This window comes from Pseudomonas sp. UBA6315, from assembly GCF_002438125.1.
Lineage (GTDB): Bacteria > Pseudomonadota > Gammaproteobacteria > Pseudomonadales > Pseudomonadaceae > Aquipseudomonas > Aquipseudomonas faucium.
Genome location: NZ_DJTF01000175.1, coordinates 1 through 19,394, shown reverse-complemented (window position 1 = coordinate 19,394; position 19,394 = coordinate 1). Strand labels below are relative to the sequence as shown.

Here is a 19,394-nt window from a genome sequence, read left to right as displayed (position 1 = left end):
CATGCGCGCGGCCGGCTACCTCAAGGTCGGTCTGGTAGGTCTCGAGACGGCAGCCAAGAAATGACGAAACCGCGCTCAAACATGGCGCGCTACGGCGGCAGCCTGGCGATCGTGCTGGGCGTGCACGTGGTCGCTGTGCTGCTGACGCTCAACTGGTCGGTGCCCCAGGCCATCGAGCTGCCCCCGGCAGCCATGATGGTCGAGCTGGCGCCGCTGCCCGAGCCCGCACCGCCACCACCTCCGAAGGCCGCCCCACAGCCGCCGGCACCGGTCGAGGAACCACCGCTGCCCAAGCTGGTCGAGGCGCCGAAACCGAAAATCGCCATCGCCAAGCCGCCCAAGCCAAAGCCCAAGCCACAGCCGCCCAAGCCCGAGAAAAAGCCTGAGCCGCCGAAGGATGAGCCACCGGCCAAGGAGCAGGTAGCGGACACGCCGCCAAGCAACTCGCCACCGCAGAAGTCGGCGGCACCGGCGCCGAGCATTGCCTCCAACAGCCAAGCGTTGCCGACCTGGCAGAGCGACCTGCTGCGCCACCTGGCGAAGTACAAGCGCTACCCGGAAGACGCTCGCCGTCGTGGCCTGCAAGGCATCAACCGGCTGCGCTTCGTGGTCGACGCCGAAGGCAAAGTGGTGTCGTACTCGATGGCCGGCGGTTCCGGCAGCGCCGCGCTGGACCGGGCGACCCTGGAGATGATCCGCCGCGCCGGCACAGTGCCCAAGCCACCACCGGAGCTGTTGAACAATGGCACGATCGAGGTCGTGGCACCGTTCGTCTACTCGCTGGACCGTCGCTGATACTTTTGTTTCTGTCACAAATCAGCAAGTCTGATAACGTGCGTCTATCGATTGCAGCCGCTATGCTGGGCCGGCAACTTCATGGACGCACGTTATGACCCTCACAGAACTTCGCTACATCGTCACCCTTGCCCAAGAGCAGCATTTCGGCCACGCGGCCGAGCGCTGCCATGTCAGCCAGCCGACCCTGTCGGTGGGCGTGAAAAAGCTTGAGGACGAGCTTGGTGTGCTGATCTTCGAGCGCAGCAAGAGCGCGGTACGCCTGACCCCGGTCGGCGAGAGCATCGTCGCCCAGGCGCAGAAGGTGCTGGAGCAGGCCCAGGGCATTCGCGAACTGGCCCAGGCCGGCAAGAACCAGCTGACCGCGCCGCTCAAGGTCGGTGCCATCTATACCGTCGGCCCCTACCTGTTCCCCCATCTGATTCCGCAGCTGCACCGCGTGGCGCCGCAGATGCCGCTGTACATCGAAGAAAACTTCACCCACGTGCTGCGCGAGAAACTGCGCAATGGCGAACTGGACGCAGTGATCATCGCCCTGCCGTTCAACGAGGCCGACGTGCTGACCCTGCCGCTGTACGACGAACCGTTCTGCGCGCTGATGCCCGCCGACCACCCGTGGACGGCGAAAAAGACCATCGACACCGCCATGCTCAACGACAAGAGCCTGCTGCTGCTGGGCGAGGGCCACTGCTTCCGCGACCAGGTCCTGGAAGCCTGCCCGACGCTGAACAAGGGCGGCGAAGGTTCCAAGCACACCACGGTCGAGTCCAGCTCGCTGGAAACCATCCGCCACATGGTCGCCTCGGGCCTGGGCGTGTCGATCCTGCCGCTGTCGGCGGTGCACAGCCACCACTACGCGCCCGGGGTGATCGAAGTTCGCCCGCTGACCGCGCCCGCCCCATTCCGCACCGTGGCCATCGCCTGGCGCGCCAGCTTCCCACGGCCGAAGGCCATCGAGATCCTTGCCGACTCGATCCGCCTCTGCTCGGTGGCCAAGCCGCCCGTGGAACAGCCGGCCTGATCCATGACTGAGCTGTCGAAGGTCTCGGTCACCGCGCTCAAGGGCGTTGGCGAAGCCATGGCGGAAAAGCTCGCCAAGGTCGGCCTGGAAAACCTGCAGGATGTGCTGTTCCACCTGCCCCTGCGCTACCAGGACCGCACCCGCGTGGTGCCCATCGGCCAGTTGCGCCCTGGGCAGGATGCGGTAATCGAAGGCGTGGTCAGCGGCGCCGATGTGACCATGGGCAAGCGCCGCAGCCTGGTGGTGCGCCTGGGTGATGGCAGCGGCGTGCTGAGCCTGCGCTTCTATCACTTCAGCAATGCGCAGAAGGAAGGCCTCAAGCGTGGCACCCACCTGCGCTGCTACGGCGAGGCCCGCCCCGGCGCCTCGGGCCTGGAGATCTACCACCCCGAGTACCGCGCGCTCAATGGCGACGAACCGCCTCCTCCGGTCGAGCAGACCCTGACGCCGATCTACCCGTCCACCGAGGGCCTCACCCAGCAGCGCCTGCGCCTGCTCTGCCAGCAGAGCCTGGGCATGCTCGGCCCGCGCAGCCTGCCGGACTGGCTACCTGATGAACTGGCCCGCGACTACCAGCTGGCGCCGCTGGACGACGCCATCCGTTACCTGCACAACCCGCCGGCCGATGCCGACCTCGACGAACTCGCCGAAGGCCATCACTGGGCCCAGCACCGCCTGGCTTTCGAAGAACTGTTGACCCACCAGCTGTCCCAGCAGCGCCTGCGCGAGAGCCTGCGCAGCCTGCGCGCGCCCGTTTTGCCCAAGGCCAAGCGCCTGCAGGCGCAGTACCTGGCCAACCTGGGCTTCCAGCCGACCGGCGCCCAGCAGCGGGTGGCCAACGAGATCGCCTACGACCTGAGCCAGGCCGAGCCGATGATGCGCCTGGTACAAGGCGATGTCGGCGCCGGCAAGACCGTGGTCGCCGCCCTCGCCGCGCTGCAGGCCCTGGAAGCCGGCTATCAGGTGGCGCTGATGGCGCCCACCGAGATTCTCGCCGAACAGCACTACATCACCTTCAAGCGCTGGCTGGAGCCGCTGGGCCTGGAAGTCGCCTGGCTGGCTGGCAAGCTCAAGGGCAAGGCCCGCGCCAGCGCGCTCGAACAGATTGCCGGCGGCGCACCGATGGTGGTCGGCACCCATGCATTGTTCCAGGAAGAGGTGCAGTTCAAGCACCTGGCCCTGGCGATCATCGACGAACAGCACCGCTTCGGCGTGCAGCAGCGCCTGGCCTTGCGCAAGAAGGGCGTGGCCGGCGAGCTGTGCCCGCACCAACTGATCATGACCGCCACGCCGATCCCGCGCACCCTGGCCATGAGCGCCTATGCCGACCTCGACACCTCGGTGCTCGACGAACTGCCGCCAGGCCGCACGCCGGTGAACACCGTGCTGGTCGCCGACAGCCGCCGCTTCGAAGTGGTCGAGCGCGTGCGCGCCGCCTGTGCCGAAGGGCGCCAGGCGTACTGGGTGTGCACCTTGATCGAGGAATCCGAGGAGCTCACCTGCCAGGCCGCCGAAAGCACCTATGAAGAACTCGGCAGCGCCCTGGGCGAGCTGCGCGTGGGCCTGATCCACGGGCGCATGAAGCCTGCAGAAAAAGCCGCGGTGATGGCCGAGTTCAAGCAAGGCAACCTGCAACTGCTGGTGGCCACCACGGTGATCGAAGTGGGCGTCGACGTGCCCAACGCCAGCCTGATGATCATCGAGAACCCCGAGCGCCTGGGCCTGGCCCAGCTCCACCAGCTGCGCGGCCGGGTTGGCCGGGGCAGCGCGGTGAGCCACTGCGTGCTGCTGTATCACCCGCCACTGTCGCAGATCGGCCGCGAACGGCTGGGGATCATGCGTGAAACCAACGATGGCTTCGTCATCGCCGAAAAGGACCTGGAGCTGCGCGGCCCCGGCGAGATGCTCGGCACACGCCAGACCGGGCTGTTGCAGTTCAAGGTCGCCGACCTGATGCGCGACGCCGACCTGCTGCCGGCCGTGCGCGACGCCGCGCAAGCCTTGCTGGCGCGCTGGCCGGACCACGTCAGCCCGCTGCTCGACCGCTGGCTGCGTCACGGCCAGCAATATGGCCAGGTGTGACGCCAGTCCCAGAATGGATCCAGCTTTGCGGTCAGGCTGGTTATACTTCGCGTTTAAAAGAATTAGTGGATACAGACCATGACTGAAGTTGCTTTGGACACCGCAACCCCCCACGCACCGTCTGTCATCCGGCTGTTGCTCGAAAAACTGGGCGTGGCCTACCGCGAAGTGGCGGAGCATCCGCACCTGCCCGCCGCATCGCGGGTGCAGGCGATCCTGCTCGACGACGAGATCGGCGCCCTGATGGTGCTGTTCCCGCAGAGCAAGCTGCTGGACCTCAACCGCCTGGAAGAGCTGACCGGCCGCAAGCTCAAGGCCGTGCCCGTGGCCCGCCTCAAGCAGATGCTCGACAAGCACCATCTCAAGGCCCTGCCTGCCATTCCGGCGCTGACCAGCTCGCCGTGCCTGTACGAAGACAAGTTGCTCGCTGCGCAAAAACTGTATGTCCAGTCTGGCGAAGCCGGGCTGTTGCTGGAAATCCAGCAGGATGACTTCAAGCGCATGCTGAAAAAGGCCAGCGCCGGCAGTTTCGGCCAACCGGTCAGGGACATCCGCCCCAACCTCGACCGGCCAGACGACGACTCCCGGGAAATCACCCAGGCCGTCCAGGCCTTCACTGCGCGGCGCATCCAGAAGCGCCTGGAAGAAACCATCGAGATCCCGCCGCTGGCCGACACCGCGCAGAAGATCATCAAGCTGCGCGTCGGCCCCAATGCCAGCATCGACGACATCACCGGCGTGGTCGAAACCGACCCGGCGCTGGCCGCGCAGGTGGTGAGCTGGGCCGCATCGCCCTACTACGCCTCACCCGGCAAGATCCGCTCGGTGGAAGATGCCATCGTCCGCGTGCTGGGCTTCGACCTGGTGATCAACCTGGCCCTGGGCCTGGCCCTGGGCAAGACCCTGAGCTTGCCCAAGGACCATCCGCAGCAGGCGACGCCGTACTGGCAGCAGTCGATCTACACCGCGGCGATCATCGAGGGCCTGACCCGCGCCATGCCGCGCGCCGAGCGCCCGGAAGCGGGCCTGACCTACCTGGCCGGGCTGCTGCACAACTTCGGCTATCTGCTGCTGGCGCACGTGTTTCCGCCGCACTTCTCGCTGATCTGCCGGCACCTGGAGGTCAACCCGCACCTGTGCCACACCTTCGTCGAGCAGCACCTGCTGGGCATCAGCCGCGAACAGATCGGCGCCTGGCTGATGAAGCTGTGGGACATGCCCGAAGAGCTGTCCACGGCGCTGCGCTTCCAGCACGACCCGGCGTATGAGGGTGAGTACGCGGCGTACCCGAACCTGGTGTGCCTGGCGACTCGCCTGCTGCGCATGCGCGGGATTGGCTCGGGGCCGCAGGAAGCGATACCGGACGAGTTGCTGGAGCGCCTGGGGATCACCCGGGACAAGGCTGAGGATGTGGTGAACAAGGTGCTCGAGGCCGAGACCTTGTTGCGCGAACTGGCTTCGCAGTTCAACGCGCCGCATTGATTTGCCCGGGGCCGCTACGCGGCCCATCGCCGGCAAGCCGGCTCCCACAGGTTCCGACCAGGTGATATCCCTAGTGGGAGCCGGCTTGCCGGCGATTGGGCTGCCAAGCAGCCCCAACCATTTCAGCCCTTCTTCTTTTTCGGCTTCAGGTACTTCATCAAGCCCTGGAACCACATCACCAAAGCCGGATTGCCCTTGATCTGGATGTTCTTGTCCTGAATCCCCTGCATGAACGCCAGCTGCTTGTTGCCCGCCTGCATCGTGGCAAAGCCATAGGCGGCGTCCTTGAAGGCGATGGCAAAGGCCGGCTGCGCGTGCATGCCGCCCTTGCTGCTGATGCGCTCGCCACTGACGATGAAGTGCCGGGCCACCTTGCCGTCCAGGGTCTGCATCTGGAACACCAGGTCCTTGTCCTTGAGTTGCTGCTGGAACGCCGGGTTGTTGCGGCTGGCCCTGGCCATCAGCAGCCCCATGGCCCAGAGAAGAAAGCGAAACTTCATCAACGCGCCTCGAATGAAATATGACTGAAGCGCGCAGTTTATCCTTTTCTTGAACTATTTATGCAAGTTCGCCGCACGTTGGCGGCAGAAAGCACAACGGGCGCCCTCGGGCGCCCGCTGAACCGACACTGGGGATGTCAGGAATCGATCACTTGGCTTTCTTGGCCGCCTTGGCAGGCTGCGTGTTGACGCTGTCGCGCAGGTTCTTGCCAGGCTTGAAGGCAACGGTGTTGCTGGCCTTGATTTTCACCGGCTCGCCGGTTTGCGGGTTTTTCCCGGTGCGGGCACCACGATGACGTTTTTCGAAGGTACCGAAGCCGACCAGCGTGACCGTGTCCTTGTCCAGGGCACCGGTGATGCTGTCGAGAATCGCATTCAGCACCTCGTTGGCCTTTTCCTTGGTCAGATCGGCCTTTTCGGCGATGACGGCGGTGAGATCTGGTTTACGCATAGTGAAGCCTCTTTGACGGGATTTCTTGTTGTTATGCCGTGCTGCCATTGAAGCAGCGTTCAAGGCACCGCAGGCTCTAATCTGCGGCAGACGGAAGTGAGGATGGCACGCTCCCCGAGGCCGCGCCAGTATCAGGGCGGCCATTGTGCGGGCAACAACAGGATAAATCCGACAGAACGCCCGCTATTTACGCCATGAGCGCGGGTAACTGCCTGTTCAGCGCCAGCTTCTCCAGCACGGCGCTGCCGGTCAGGGTGTAACCCAGGAGCTGGCCGTCAGCCGCATGGCAGAGCACTTTCAGGTCGCTGCCCTGCCCCTCTACCTGCCAAGTGCCTTCAAGGCCCTGGGGCACAGGCGAAACCACCAGCGGGCACGCCGGGGTTTTCACGGTGATGGGCATCGGCCCGTAGCTGACTTGCGCCGGGTTGCCGGCCAGGGTCTGGGCCAGGGCGCGGGCGCAGGCCATCAGCGGCATCACGTAGAGCAGGTTGATGCCGTCGACTTCGGCGCAGTCGCCCAGGGCGTAGATGTTGTTATGCGAGGTCCGCAGGTGGCGGTCCACCACCACGCCCCGGTTGGTCTGCAGCCCGGCGGCGGCGGCCAGGTCGATACGCGGGCGCAGGCCGATGGCCGAGACCACCAGGTCACAGGCGATCTGCGTGCCGTCGGACAGATGCGCCTGCAGCCCCTCACCCTGCCGCTCCAGGCGGGTCAGCACCGGGCCGAGGTGAAAGCGCACCCCCAGCCCTTGCAGCCCGGCCTGTACCGCTGCCGCGGCAGCAGGGTGCAGGAGGGTCGGCATGAGCTGTTCGCAGGGTGCCACCACATCGACCTGGAACCCGCCCAGGCTCATGTCGTTGGCGAATTCACAGCCGATCAGGCCGGCACCCAGGATCAGCACACGCTGCCGGCCGGCGGCGGCGGCGCGAAAACGCGCGTAGTCCTCCAGGTCGTTGATCGGGAACACCCGCTCGGCACCGTCACCTTCGACCGGTACCTGCACGGTCTGCGCGCCCCAGGCCAGCACCAGGTCGCGGTACGCCACGGCCTCTTCACCGATCCACAGGCGCTTGTGCCCGGGGTCGATGCCGCTGATGCGGGTGTGGGTGCGCACCTCGGCCTTGAGTTGCTCGGCCATGGCGCCCGGCTCGGCCATGCACAGGCCATCGGCGTCCTTTTGCTTGGCAAAACCGGTGGAGAGCATGGGCTTGGAATAGGAGCGACCGTCATCGGCGGTGATCAGCAGCAGCGGCGTCTCGCCATCGAGCTTGCGAAATTCACGGGCCAGGTTGTAGCCCGCAAGGCCGGTACCGATGATTACCACAGGGAGCGTCATGTCGTGCGTTCCTCTCGTTGCAGGGGGGTGGGATCAGCCGATGGCGATCATTTCGAAGTCGCTCTTGCCGACGCCGCAGTCGGGGCACAGCCAGTCCTGCGGGACATCTTCCCAGCGGGTGCCGGGGGCGATGCCGTCGTCCGGCCAGCCTTCGGCTTCGTCATAGATCAGGCCACAGACAATACATTGCCACTTCTTCATGGTTGGTCGTTCCTCGGTACAGGCTCAGGCTTTGTAAGGGGGCTCGAGGCCCTTTCGCGGGCATTATGCAAGCACTTGGGGCAATCATGCTAAGCTCGCCGCCTCTCTGGCTGTAACAAGCATACCGACGTGTCGTACGAATCCCCGCAAGCAGCCGCTGTCGCGTGGCTGCCGTATTCACAGCTGGCGACCGATATCGACCAGCCTACCCTCGACTGGCTGTTCGACGAAGGCTCCCTGACTCGCCGCCTGACCCGCCTGTCCCACGACCACTTCAGCGTCACCCCCCTGTTCGAGGGCTGGCAGCCGCTGCGCGATGACGAATGCCAGGCGCTGGGCATCGCCCCGGGCGCGGAAGGCTGGGTGCGCGAGGTGTACCTGCGTGGCCATGGCCAGGCCTGGGTATTCGCCCGCAGCGTGGCCAGCCGCAGCGCGCTGGAGCGCGGCGGCCTGGACCTGGAAACCCTGGGCAGCCGCTCGCTGGGCGAGTTGCTATTCTGCGACCAGGCGTTCGTCCGCCACCCTATCGAAGTGTGTACCTATCCGCACGCCTGGCTACCTGAACAGGCCGCCGCAGAAGGCTTGTGGGGGCGGCGCTCGCGCTTCGCCCGCGACGGCCTCGACCTGCTGGTGGCCGAAGTGTTCCTGCCGACCCTGTGGCAAGCGGCCAAGGAGGAAACCCGCTGATGTACCTGCAACTGCTCAAGTCGCTCAACCGCGTGCACCCGCGCGCGTGGGACTTCGTCCAGCTCAGCCGCATGGACCGGCCGATCGGCATCTACCTGCTGCTGTGGCCCACCCTCACTGCAGTGTGGATTGCCGGGCAAGGTTCGCCGACGCTGGCCAACGTGCTGATCTTCGGCCTCGGCGTGGTGCTGATGCGGGCCGCCGGCTGCTGCATCAACGACTTCGCCGACCGCAAGGTCGATGGCCACGTCAAGCGCACTGCCGACCGGCCCCTGGCCAGCGGCCGGGTCAAGCCGCGCGAGGCGCTGGCGCTGTGCGCCATCCTGGTCGCGGTGAGCTTCCTGCTGGTGCTGTGCACCAACAGCCAGACCGTGTGGCTGTCGTTCGGCGCGGTGGCGCTGGCGTTCTGCTACCCGTTCATGAAGCGCTACACCTACTACCCGCAGGTGGTGCTGGGCGCGGCATATTCCTGGGGCATCCCCATGGCCTTCACGGCCGCTGGCGGCGAGCTGCCGGCCAGTGCCTGGCTGCTGTACATCGCCAACCTGCTGTGGACGGTGGGGTATGACACCTACTACGCCATGGTCGATCGCGACGACGACCTGAAGATTGGCGTGAAATCGACGGCGATCCTGTTCGGCGAGGCCGACCGGGTGATCATCCTCACCCTGCAGCTGCTGTCGCTGGGGTGCCTGTTGCTGGCCGGTAGTCGCTTCGACCTGGGGGGGTGGTTCCACCTGGGGCTGCTGGGGGCGGTGCTGTGCTTTGCCTGGGAGTTCTGGTCGACGCGCAAGCTGGACCGCGAGTCGTGCTTCAAGGCGTTTCTGCACAACCACTGGGCGGGGTTGATCATCTTCATGGGTGTAGTGCTCGACTACGCACTGCGCTGAATGTTTGGGGCTGCTTTGCAGCCCTTTCGCGACACAAGGCCGCTCCTACAAAACACCACGGTCCTCTGTAGGAGCGGCCTTGTGTCGCGATAGGGCCGCCACGCGGCCCCGGCAATCTCAAGGCTTGGCGACGTGCCAGACGTCCTTCATGCCATCACCGGTCATGTCACCGGCTTTCTTGTCCTTGACGAAGGTATACAGCGGCTTGCCGTCATACGCCCACTGCATCTTGCCGTCGTCGCGCTTGATCTGGGTCCACTTGCCTTCGGCCTTCTCGCCCTTCTCGGCCATCAAAGGCGGCCAGTTGGTAGCGCACTCGCCATTGCACATCGACTTGCCACCGGCATCCTTGTCGAAGGTGTACAGCGTCATGCCCTTGTGATCGACGAACATGCCGTCCTTCTCCATCGCATGTTGGGCAGACGCCACCCCCGGGAGCGCCAGTGCAGCGAAAAGGGCCATCCAGCTCAGCGTATGTCGTGTCATTGGATTCACCATTGGTTCGGGGGTGGAATAGGTTCGATGTGCCGGCGCAGCGGCCCTTTCTAGCCTAGCCCAGTCATGCAATGTCGCCAGAACGGCCAACGCCCTGTCACACAGCTGCAATAATTCCGTTATCTAATGCGGGCCAGACACGATTATCCGGGAGAGGTTTTGAGCATGGTTGGCAGGAACATTCTGATCGTCGACGACGAAGCGCCCATTCGCGAGATGATCGCCGTTGCCTTGGAAATGGCCGGCTATGACTGCCTGGAAGCCGAGAACTCCCAGCAGGCCCACGCCATCATCGTCGACCGCAAGCCGGACCTGATCCTGCTCGACTGGATGCTGCCCGGCACCTCCGGCATCGAGCTGGCGCGCCGCCTCAAGCGTGACGAGCTGACCGGCGACATCCCGATCATCATGCTCACCGCCAAGGGCGAGGAAGACAACAAGATCCAGGGCCTGGAAGTGGGCGCCGACGACTACATCACCAAGCCGTTCTCCCCACGCGAGCTGGTCGCCCGCCTCAAGGCCGTGCTGCGTCGCACCGGCCCGAGCGACAGCGAAGCGCCGATCGAAGTCGGCGGCCTGCTGCTCGACCCGATCAGCCACCGCGTGACCATCGATGGCAAGCCTGCGGAAATGGGCCCCACCGAATACCGCCTGCTGCAGTTCTTCATGACCCACCAGGAGCGCGCCTACACCCGTGGCCAATTGCTCGACCAGGTCTGGGGCGGCAACGTGTATGTCGAGGAGCGCACCGTAGACGTGCACATCCGCCGCTTGCGCAAGGCACTGGGTGAAGCCTACGAAAATCTGGTACAAACCGTGCGCGGCACTGGCTACCGCTTCTCGACCAAGAGCTGATCGGGCCACCAGCGCCACGCCGCACGTCGTTGTACAAGGACCGTCAATTGAACCAGAACTGGCACGCGACCCTGATTCGTCACCTGCTGCTGCTGATCACCGTCTGCCTGATCGGCGGCCTGGTCAGCGGTTACTACGGCTGGAGCCTGGCCATCGGCCTGGCGCTCTACCTGGGCTGGACCCTCAAGCAGCTGCTGCGTTTGCATGACTGGCTGCGCAACCACCAGCCCGACGAAGCCCCGCCCGACGGCTACGGCCTGTGGGGCGAGGTGTTCGACAGCATCTACCACCTGCAACGCCGCGACCAGCGCGTGCGCGGGCGCCTGCAGGCGGTGATCGACCGGGTGCAGGAGTCCACCGCCGCACTGCGTGACGCGGTGATCATGCTCGACAGCGACGGCAACCTTGAGTGGTGGAACCGCGCCGCGGAAACCCTGCTCGGCTTCAAGACCCCGCAAGACGGCGGCCAGCCAGTGACCAACCTGGTGCGCCACCCGCGCTTCAAGGAATACTTCGAGTCGGAAAACTACGCCGAACCGCTGGAAATCCCCTCACCGATCAACGACCGCCTGCGTGTGCAACTGCACCTGACCCGCTACGGCAACAACGAGCACCTGATGCTGGTGCGCGACGTCACCCGCATTCACCAGCTCGAGCAGATGCGCAAGGACTTCGTCGCCAACGTCTCCCACGAGCTGCGCACCCCGCTGACCGTCATCACCGGCTACCTGGAAACCCTGCTGGACAACGTCGAAGACGTGAACCCGCGCTGGGCCCGGGCATTGCAGCAGATGAACCAGCAAGGCGCGCGCATGCAGACGCTGCTCAACGACCTGCTGCTGCTGGCCAAGCTCGAAGCCACCGACTACCCCTCCGACAACCAGCCGGTGGCAGTCGATGGCCTGCTGCAGTCGATCTACAACGACGCCCAGGCGCTGTCCGGGCCGCGCAACCAGCGCATCACCCTGGAAGCCGCGCCGGGCCTGAAGCTCAAGGGCAGCGAGTCGGAACTGCGCAGCGCCTTTTCCAACCTGGTGTTCAATGCGGTGAAGTACACCCAGGACCAAGGCAGCATCCGTATCCGCTGGTGGGCCGATGCCCAGGGCGCGCACCTGTCGGTGCAGGATTCGGGGGTCGGCATCGATGCCAAGCACCTGCCACGCCTGACCGAGCGCTTCTATCGGGTCGATTCCAGCCGCGCCTCCAACACCGGCGGCACCGGCCTGGGGCTGGCAATCGTCAAGCACGTGCTGATGCGCCACCGGGGCAAGCTGGAAATCAGCAGCGTGCCCGGTCACGGCAGCACCTTCACCTGCCACTTTGCCCCGGTGCAACTGGCCAACGGCAAGGGCTGAGCAACGGGTTACTTTGCTTTTGCCGCCCCAGCCGCTACATTGGATCCCCTGTGCCAGCCAACGCTGGCACTTTACTTTCAACCTTTCTCGAAGACGGACCCCGTAAAAACTCCATCATGGACCCTTCCCCTGGTATCAGCCTCACCTCGCTCTTCGCCGATTTCGGCATGATTCTCTTTGCCCTGTTCCTGGTGCTGCTCAACGGCTTCTTCGTTGCCGCCGAGTTCGCCATGGTCAAGCTGCGCTCCACGCGCGTCGAGTCCATCGCCGAGCTGCATGGCTGGCGCGGCAGCATCCTGCGCAAGGTACACAACCAGCTCGACGCCTACCTCTCGGCCTGCCAGCTGGGTATCACCCTGGCCTCGCTGGGCCTGGGCTGGGTCGGTGAGCCGGCCTTCGCCCACCTGCTCGAACCGCTGCTCGACTACCTGGGCGTGAACACCCCCGAACTGATCAAGGCCGTGTCGTTCTTCATCGCCTTCTTCGTCATCTCGTACCTGCACATCGTGGTCGGCGAACTGGCGCCCAAGTCGTGGGCGATCCGCAAGCCCGAGCTGCTGTCGCTGTGGACGGCCGTGCCGCTGTACCTGTTCTACTGGCTGATGTACCCGGCCATCTACCTGCTCAACGCCAGCGCCAACACCATCCTGCGCATCGCCGGGCAAGGTGAGCCAGGCCCGCACCACGAGCACCACTACAGCCGCGAAGAGCTCAAGCTGATCCTGCACTCCAGCCGTGGCCAGGACCCAAGCGACCAGGGCATGCGCGTGCTGGCCTCGGCCGTGGAAATGGGCGAGCTGGAAGTGGTCGACTGGGCCAACTCGCGCGAAGACATGGTCAGCATCGACGCCCACGCACCGCTCAAGGAAGTGCTCGCCCTGGTGCGCCGCCACAAGTTCAGCCGCTACCCGCTGTACGACGCCGCGCGCGAGGAATTCACAGGCCTCTTGCACATCAAGGACCTGCTGCTGGAGCTGGCGGAGCTCGAACACCTGCCGGAAACCGTCGACCTCGAAGACCTGGCCCGGCCGCTGGAGCGCGTATCCCGGCACATGCCGCTGGCCCAGCTGCTGGAGCAGTTCCGCAAGGGCGGCGCGCACTTCGTGCTGGTGGAGGAAGCCGATGGCAAGGTGATCGGCTACCTGACCATGGAAGACGTGCTGGAAGTGCTGGTGGGCGATATCCAGGACGAGCACCGCAAGACCGAGCGCGGCATCCTCGCCTACCAGCCCGGCAAGCTGCTGGTGCGCGGCGACACGCCCTTGTTCAAGGTCGAGCGCCTGCTCGGCATCGACCTGGACCACATCGAGGCGGAAACCCTCGCCGGCCTGATCTACGAGACCCTCAAGCGCGTGCCTGAAGAAGAGGAAGTGCTGGAAGTCGAAGGCCTGCGCATCATCATCAAGAAGATGAAAGGGCCGAAGATCGTGCTGGCCAAGGTGCTCAAGCTCGATTGAGCCATCGGGGCCGCTCGGCGGCCCCTTGGCCATGCTCAGTGTGCAGGTTTGATGTGCTTGCGAGACGTCAGGTCCAGCCCGACGGCTCGCATCACGGCCAGCATTGTCTTCAAGGTGGGGTTACCCTTTTCCGAGAACGAGCGGTACAGATGCTCCCTGGAAACCCCTGCCTCATTGGCTATGGCGGACATCCCTTTTGCCCGAGCCACTACCCCTAGGGCCTGCGCGATATAGCCCGCATCACCCGTTTCGAAAGCGTCCTCCATGAACACGGCGATGGCCTCAGGGTCCGTCAGCGCTTCGGCTGGATCATAGTCATACAACTTTTCTTTCATTCCTCATCACTCCACTGGCTGGCCAGGGCTTTCGCTGTCTCGATTTGCGGCGATGATTGCCCTTGCCTGCTTGTCGCGAAGCTTGCGTTCCCAGTTCCTGTAGGTGGCAGTTTGCTTGATGCTCTTCATGAGCGCTTTGTAGCTTATAAATCACATCCAGCCAAGTATTCAAGGATTACCAGCTGTAAAGTCCGGCAACCCGCCGATCGGTCGGTCGAACTGGAACGGTATCGACTCCAGCGCCAGGCCCACGTTGCGTTGCACCACGAAGTGCAGGTGCGGGCCGGTGCTGTTGCCGGTGTTGCCCGACTTGGCCAGCGCCTGCCCCAGCACCACCTGCTGCCCCTCCGCCACCACCACCGAGCCGCGCATCAGGTGCAGGTACACGCCCATGGTGCCGTCCGGGTGCAGGATGCGCACGAAATTGCCCGATGGGTTGCTGCCGCGCCCGCTCTGGTTGTTCTCGACCTTTACCACCATACCGCCGCGCGCCGCGATGATCGGGGTGCCCTCGGGCATGGCGATGTCCATGGCATAGCGGGCCTTGGGGCCGAAATGGCTGAAACGCCCGTTGGGGCCTTGGGTCAGGCGGAACGGCCCGCCTTTCCATGGGAAGGGATAGCGGTAGCCCTGGGAGCGCAGGCCGGGGTCACCCATGGCGTACTGGAAATTGCTGGCGTACTGCAGTTTGCCGCCCGGCGCCGCCAGCACCGAGCTCAGCACCCGGGTCGAGCGCGGCCCTACCACCGCGACCACGATGCGCGGCTTGTTGCCGCCAAAGGCATTGGCCAGCTTATCGATGCGCAGTTCGACCTGCATCGGCACATACAGCTCGTTGCGCACCAGAAAGCGCACACCGCCCGGGAAGGTCTCGGCCTGCAGGCGCACCTGGCCATCGATGCGCTCGAGCATCGGCTCGCGCAGCTCGAAGGTTTTCGCCCCAGGGCTGTAGCGGTCGGAGTACGAGGCCACGCCGAGGTTGTCGACGGTCTTGTAGAGGGTCACGCCCAGGCTCGACGCCGAGGCCGAGAGCAAGGCACAGAACAGCAGCAAGCGGGCGGCGGCGGGCATGATAGTGGCTTTTTGACAGGTGTGTTCTGTCGAAGCCTAGCAGCAGGTATTCGCAGCGGTATTACAGCTGGTCGGAAGATGGGTAACGTGTGGGAGCGGGCTTGCCCCGCGAAACAGGCAGCGCGGTGGATGGCACCGGCTTCGCCGGTGTTCGCGGGGCAAGCCCGCTCCCACCGGCAGTTGCGCCGTCAAACTTGAGCCGTCGGGCATCAGGCGCCCGGGGTGAAGTGCTTCTGCGCCGTGCCGCGGGCAATCAGCCGCGACAGGTAGTCGAGCTTCTGTGCATCCTGGTCGACGAACTTGAAGGTCAGCTGCAGCCAGTCGCTCTCAGGCTTGGGCTCCAGCGCCGCCACGGCATGCAGGTAGCCATTGAGGCGCGCCACTTCGGCGCTCTCGCCCTGCTCCAGGTCCAGCACCGCCCCTTCCAGCACCTGAGGCAACGCGGCGCTGCGGCGCACCACCAACAGCGCCTCCTTGAGGCTCAGGGCCTTGATCACGCAGGGTTGGATGCCGCTGGCCAGGCGCAACTGGCCCTGGCCACGCCCGGACTGCGCGGCCGCTGCCGCCGTTTGCGGCGCGGGGGCATTGATCAACGGCTTGGCCGGGGCCGGGGCCGCCGCCACCTTGACCGCTTCCGGCTTGCCGCCGGTCAGGGCGCTGAGCGAATCGTTGGCGAACGCCGAATTGACCCGCGCCGGCGCACCGGCCACCAGGCTTTCCAGCTTGCCAGTCTTGGCCAGGGCCTTTTTCACCTTGGTCAGCAGCTGTTCATTGGTGAACGGCTTGCCGACAAAGTCGGAAACCCCGGCCTGGATGGCCTGGATCACGTTCTCCTTGTCACCGCGGCTAGTCACCATGATGAACTGCAGCGCTTTCATCTCGGGCTGCTGGCGGCACCAGGTGAGCAGCTCGAGGCCGGACATTTCCGGCATTTCCCAGTCGCACAGGACCAGGTCGAATGTTTCCTTGGCCAGCATGGCCATGGCCTTGCGGCCGTTCACCGCATCTTCGATGACCATGCCCGGGAAGGCGTTGCGCAGGCACTTTCTGACCAGGTCACGGATGAACGGAGCATCATCCACGACCAGCACATTCACTTTACTCATCGATACTCCTCTTGAATCCCGACTAGCCTACCGCTCAGTGGTGGCCTTTTGCCAATCTTTGCGTCACGCCGGGACTTCGTCGCATCAAACGCGGGTGCCTGCCGGCTGCTCGAGCAGAAACGAAAACGCCCGGCCAAGGCCGGGCGTCGATGCTCGGGAGCAATCCTATTTATCGTCAGGTTCGCCCGGAACATTAGCGATTTCGGCCTCGAGGCCAGCGCTGCCCTCGACTTCCGCCTTCATGCGCTTGAGGCCCATGTGGCGCACGTCGGTGCCGCGGACCAGGTAGATCACCAGCTCCGAGATGTTGCGCGCGTGGTCGCCGATACGCTCCAGCGAACGCAGGGCCCAGATCACGCTCAAGACCCGCGAGATCGAGCGCGGGTCTTCCATCATGTAGGTCACCAGCTCGCGCAGCGCGGTCTTGTACTCGCGGTCGATGGTCTTGTCGTACTGGGCCACCGACAGCGCCAGGTCGGCATCGAAGCGGGCGAAGGCATCCAGCGCATCGCGCACCATGTTGCGCACCTGGTCGCCGATGTGGCGCACTTCGACGTAGCCGCGCGGCGACTCGCCTTCCTCGCAAAGCTGGATGGCGCGGCGGGCGATCTTGGTCGATTCGTCGCCAATGCGCTCCAGGTCGATCACCGACTTGGAGATGCTGATGATCAGGCGCAGGTCGGAGGCCGCCGGCTGCCGACGGGCGAGGATGCGCACGCATTCCTCGTCGATGTTGCGCTCCATCTGGTTGATCTGCTCATCGACTTCGCGCACTTGCTGGGCCAGGCCCGAATCGGCCTCGATCAGCGCGGTGACCGCGTCGTTGACCTGCTTCTCGACCAGGCCGCCCATGGCCAGGAGGTGGCTGCGCACCTCTTCGAGTTCGGCGTTGAACTGCTGGGAAATGTGGTGCGTAAGGCTTTCTTTGTTGATCATCGTCTGGCTCCGCGAAGCAGCTGCAAGCTTCAAGTGGTTCGTGTCGTTCCCTGGCAGGGCTGCTTAGCCGTAGCGACCGGTGATGTAGTCTTCGGTCTGCTTCTTCGCCGGGTTGGTGAACAGGGTGTCGGTATCCCCGAATTCGACCAGTTTGCCCATGTACATGAACGCGGTGTAGTCGGACACCCGCGCGGCCTGCTGCATGTTGTGGGTGACGATGACGATGGTGTACTTGGATTTCAACTCGTAGATCAGCTCTTCGACCTTCAGCGTCGAGATCGGGTCCAGTGCCGAGCACGGTTCGTCGAGCAGCAACACTTCAGGCTCGACGGCGATGGTGCGGGCAATCACCAGACGCTGCTGCTGGCCGCCGGACAGGCCCAGCGCCGAGTCGTGCAGGCGGTCCTTGACCTCGTCCCACAGGGCCGCGCCCTTCAGTGCCCACTCGACCGCTTCGTCGAGCACACGCTTCTTGTTGATGCCCTGGATGCGCAGGCCGTACACCACGTTCTCGTAGATGGTCTTGGGGAACGGGTTGGGCTTCTGAAACACCATGCCCACGCGGCGGCGCAGCTCGGCAACGTCCTCGCCCTTGCGGTAGATGTCGTTGCCGTACAGGTTGATGGCGCCTTCCACGCGGCAGCCGTCAACCAGGTCGTTCATGCGGTTGAAGGTGCGCAGCAGGGTCGACTTGCCGCAGCCGGACGGGCCGATGAAGGCGGTCACGCGCTGCTTGGGGATGTTCATGCTGACGTCGAACAGCGCCTGCTTGTCGCCGTAGTAGAGGCTCAGGCCAGGCACTTCGATGGCCACGGTCTCTTCGGCCAGGCGCAGGCTCTGCTTGTCGCGGCCCAGGGCAGACATGTCGATGCCGTGGGTGTGGGATTCATGCTGCATGGTCAACTCCATACGCTATCAATTCGTTTCAAAGGGCCGCCCGGCTGCGGGCGGCTCGCTTGCAATTCAGGCTCAGTGGTCGAGCGCCTTGTACTTCTCGCGCAGGTGGTTACGAATCCACACCGCCGAGAGGTTGAGGGTGGCGATCACCATCACCAGCAGCAGCGCGGTGGCGTAAACCAGCGGCCGCGCGGCCTCGACGTTGGGGCTCTGGAAGCCGACGTCGTAGATGTGGAAGCCCAGGTGCATGATCTTCTGGTCCAGGTGCAGGTACGGGTAGTTGCCATCCAGCGGCAGCGACGGCGCCAGCTTGACCACACCCACCAGCATCAGCGGCGCTACTTCACCTGCGGCGCGGGCCACGGCGAGGATCATGCCGGTCATCATGGCCGGGCTGGCCATCGGCAATACGATCTTCCACAGGGTCTCGGCCTTGGTCGCGCCGAGGGCCAGCGAGCCTTCGCGCACGGTACGCGGAATGCGCGCCAGGCCTTCTTCGGTGGCAACGATCACCACCGGTACCGCCAGCAGTGCCAGGGTCAGCGAGGCCCACAGCAGGCCCGGGGTACCCAGGGTCGGGGCCGGCAATGCTTCGGGGAAGAACAGCCGGTCGATCGAGCCGCCCAGCACATAGACGAAGAAGCCCAGGCCAAACACGCCGTAGACGATCGCCGGCACGCCCGCCAGGTTGTTCACGGCGATGCGGATCAGGCGCGTCACCGGGCCCTGTTTGGCGTACTCACGCAGGTACACGGCCGCCAGCACGCCGAACGGGGTGACGATCACGGCCATGATCAGGGTCATCATCACGGTGCCGAAGATGGCCGGGAAGATACCGCCTTCGGTGTTGGCTTCACGCGGGTCGTCGCTGAGGAATTCCCAGACCTTGGCGAAGTAGGTGCCCATCTTGGTCAAGCCGGACATGGCGTTCGGCTGGATGGCGTGCACCACCTTGCTCAGGTTGATCTCCACTTCGCGGCCGTTGCCGTCACGGGCCACCAGGCTGTCGCGGGCGAAGGCCTGGTGCAGGCCGCTGAGGCGGTCTTCGATGGCCTTGTAGCGGCTGTTGAGTTCGGCGCGCTCGGCTTCCATGTCGGCCTGGGCCGCGGCATCCAGCTTGCCGTCAAGCTCCAGCTTGCGGCTGTGCAGGCGCAGGCGTTCGAGGCCATGGTTGATGGCACCGATGTCCTTCTTCTCCAGGGTCTGCAGCTCGCTGTTGAGCTGGCTGGCACGCTTGAGGCGGGCCTGCAGCTCGTTCCACGCGCCAGGGCCTTCGGCGACCACGCGCCCTTCTTCCTTGACGCTGACCAGGTAGCCATAGAAGTTGCCCCACTCGCGGCGCTCCAGGGCAATCAGGTCGGCCGGACGCTGCTCGTCCACCAGCCACTCGCCGACCACCCAGGTGAAGTCGCTGCCGTTGAGGTCGCGGTTACCCACCTTGA

20 protein-coding genes and 1 pseudogene are annotated in these 19,394 nt (G+C 64.8%); 10 read left to right on the top strand and 11 right to left on the bottom strand.

Annotation, left to right across the window (positions count from 1 at the left end; translation table 11 throughout):
* From B3E94_RS20450 to B3E94_RS20430, 5 genes and pseudogenes are all read left to right on the top strand, one after another.
* Positions 1-64, top strand: a pseudogene (locus tag B3E94_RS20450) (TonB system transport protein ExbD); the annotation flags it as partial.
* Positions 61-795, top strand: a complete 735-nt coding sequence (locus tag B3E94_RS20445) for an energy transducer TonB (protein ID WP_176517655.1) — start codon at positions 61-63, stop codon at positions 793-795. The pseudogene B3E94_RS20450 and the gene B3E94_RS20445, both read left to right, overlap by 4 nt.
* A 94-nt stretch (positions 796-889) precedes the next feature.
* On the top strand, positions 890-1,816 hold the full coding sequence (locus tag B3E94_RS20440) for a hydrogen peroxide-inducible genes activator (RefSeq protein WP_176517654.1): 927 nt from the start codon (positions 890-892) through the stop codon (positions 1,814-1,816).
* 3 nt (positions 1,817-1,819) lie between these two features.
* The gene (gene recG, locus B3E94_RS20435; RefSeq protein ID WP_176517653.1) at positions 1,820-3,898 is read left to right on the top strand and encodes an ATP-dependent DNA helicase RecG; all 2,079 of its coding nucleotides are present in this window, start codon (positions 1,820-1,822) and stop codon (positions 3,896-3,898) included.
* A 78-nt stretch (positions 3,899-3,976) separates the two neighbouring features.
* A complete protein-coding gene (locus tag B3E94_RS20430) occupies positions 3,977-5,380 on the top strand; it encodes an aminoacyl-tRNA deacylase and HDOD domain-containing protein (protein WP_286914930.1) in 1,404 nt (467 codons plus the stop codon).
* A 122-nt stretch (positions 5,381-5,502) separates the two neighbouring features.
* Here B3E94_RS20430 and B3E94_RS20425 read toward each other — a convergent pair whose 3' ends face one another.
* From B3E94_RS20425 to B3E94_RS20410, 4 genes are all read right to left on the bottom strand, one after another.
* Complete coding sequence (locus B3E94_RS20425; protein WP_286914929.1) at positions 5,503-5,880, bottom strand: helicase; 378 nt, start codon at positions 5,878-5,880, stop codon at positions 5,503-5,505.
* Positions 5,881-6,028: 148 nt separating this feature from the next.
* Positions 6,029-6,331: an HU family DNA-binding protein gene (locus B3E94_RS20420; RefSeq protein WP_176517650.1), complete on the bottom strand. Its 303-nt coding sequence runs from the start codon at positions 6,329-6,331 to the stop codon at positions 6,029-6,031.
* A 187-nt stretch (positions 6,332-6,518) separates the two neighbouring features.
* Positions 6,519-7,667, bottom strand: coding sequence for an NAD(P)/FAD-dependent oxidoreductase (locus tag B3E94_RS20415; RefSeq protein ID WP_286914928.1), 1,149 nt, complete (start codon positions 7,665-7,667; stop codon positions 6,519-6,521).
* Between the two features lie 33 nt (positions 7,668-7,700).
* The gene (locus B3E94_RS20410) at positions 7,701-7,868 is read right to left on the bottom strand and encodes a rubredoxin (protein ID WP_008091623.1); all 168 of its coding nucleotides are present in this window, start codon (positions 7,866-7,868) and stop codon (positions 7,701-7,703) included.
* Between the two features lie 129 nt (positions 7,869-7,997).
* Here B3E94_RS20410 and B3E94_RS20405 point away from each other — a divergent pair, with 129 nt between their 5' ends.
* Both B3E94_RS20405 and ubiA read left to right on the top strand, forming a co-directional pair.
* Positions 7,998-8,555: a chorismate--pyruvate lyase family protein gene (locus tag B3E94_RS20405; protein ID WP_286914926.1), complete on the top strand. Its 558-nt coding sequence runs from the start codon at positions 7,998-8,000 to the stop codon at positions 8,553-8,555.
* Positions 8,555-9,445 (top strand): 4-hydroxybenzoate octaprenyltransferase, encoded by an 891-nt coding sequence (gene ubiA, locus B3E94_RS20400; RefSeq protein ID WP_176517647.1) that lies wholly within the window; start codon positions 8,555-8,557, stop codon positions 9,443-9,445. Before B3E94_RS20405 ends, ubiA begins: the two co-directional genes overlap by 1 nt.
* A gap of 117 nt (positions 9,446-9,562) precedes the next feature.
* Here the strand turns inward: ubiA and B3E94_RS20395 are convergent, their stop codons facing one another.
* Positions 9,563-9,931 (bottom strand): hypothetical protein, encoded by a 369-nt coding sequence (locus tag B3E94_RS20395; RefSeq protein WP_286914925.1) that lies wholly within the window; start codon positions 9,929-9,931, stop codon positions 9,563-9,565.
* A 174-nt stretch (positions 9,932-10,105) separates the two neighbouring features.
* On the opposite strand from B3E94_RS20395, the gene phoB reads away from it, so the two are divergent.
* From phoB to B3E94_RS20380, 3 genes are all read left to right on the top strand, one after another.
* Positions 10,106-10,795 (top strand): phosphate regulon transcriptional regulator PhoB, encoded by a 690-nt coding sequence (gene phoB / locus B3E94_RS20390; protein ID WP_003253341.1) that lies wholly within the window; start codon positions 10,106-10,108, stop codon positions 10,793-10,795.
* 47 nt (positions 10,796-10,842) lie between these two features.
* Positions 10,843-12,150, top strand: a complete 1,308-nt coding sequence (phoR, locus tag B3E94_RS20385) for a phosphate regulon sensor histidine kinase PhoR (protein WP_176517645.1) — start codon at positions 10,843-10,845, stop codon at positions 12,148-12,150.
* 116 nt (positions 12,151-12,266) lie between these two features.
* Positions 12,267-13,607: a hemolysin family protein gene (locus B3E94_RS20380; protein ID WP_176517644.1), complete on the top strand. Its 1,341-nt coding sequence runs from the start codon at positions 12,267-12,269 to the stop codon at positions 13,605-13,607.
* A 35-nt stretch (positions 13,608-13,642) separates the two neighbouring features.
* On the opposite strand, the gene B3E94_RS20375 is transcribed toward B3E94_RS20380, so the two are convergent.
* From B3E94_RS20375 to pstA, 6 genes are all read right to left on the bottom strand, one after another.
* Positions 13,643-13,942: an addiction module antidote protein gene (locus B3E94_RS20375; protein WP_286914923.1), complete on the bottom strand. Its 300-nt coding sequence runs from the start codon at positions 13,940-13,942 to the stop codon at positions 13,643-13,645.
* Between the two features lie 168 nt (positions 13,943-14,110).
* Complete coding sequence (locus B3E94_RS20370; protein WP_176517643.1) at positions 14,111-15,013, bottom strand: M23 family metallopeptidase; 903 nt, start codon at positions 15,011-15,013, stop codon at positions 14,111-14,113.
* 209 nt (positions 15,014-15,222) lie between these two features.
* Positions 15,223-16,119: a response regulator gene (locus B3E94_RS20365; RefSeq protein ID WP_286914921.1), complete on the bottom strand. Its 897-nt coding sequence runs from the start codon at positions 16,117-16,119 to the stop codon at positions 15,223-15,225.
* Between the two features lie 165 nt (positions 16,120-16,284).
* Positions 16,285-17,055, bottom strand: a complete 771-nt coding sequence (gene phoU, locus B3E94_RS20360; RefSeq protein WP_176517641.1) for a phosphate signaling complex protein PhoU — start codon at positions 17,053-17,055, stop codon at positions 16,285-16,287.
* A 63-nt stretch (positions 17,056-17,118) separates the two neighbouring features.
* Positions 17,119-17,952, bottom strand: a complete 834-nt coding sequence (pstB, locus tag B3E94_RS20355; protein ID WP_176517640.1) for a phosphate ABC transporter ATP-binding protein PstB — start codon at positions 17,950-17,952, stop codon at positions 17,119-17,121.
* 72 nt (positions 17,953-18,024) lie between these two features.
* The coding region (gene pstA / locus B3E94_RS20350) for a phosphate ABC transporter permease PstA (RefSeq protein WP_286914920.1) at positions 18,025-19,394 on the bottom strand (1,370 nt) is incomplete at its 5' end.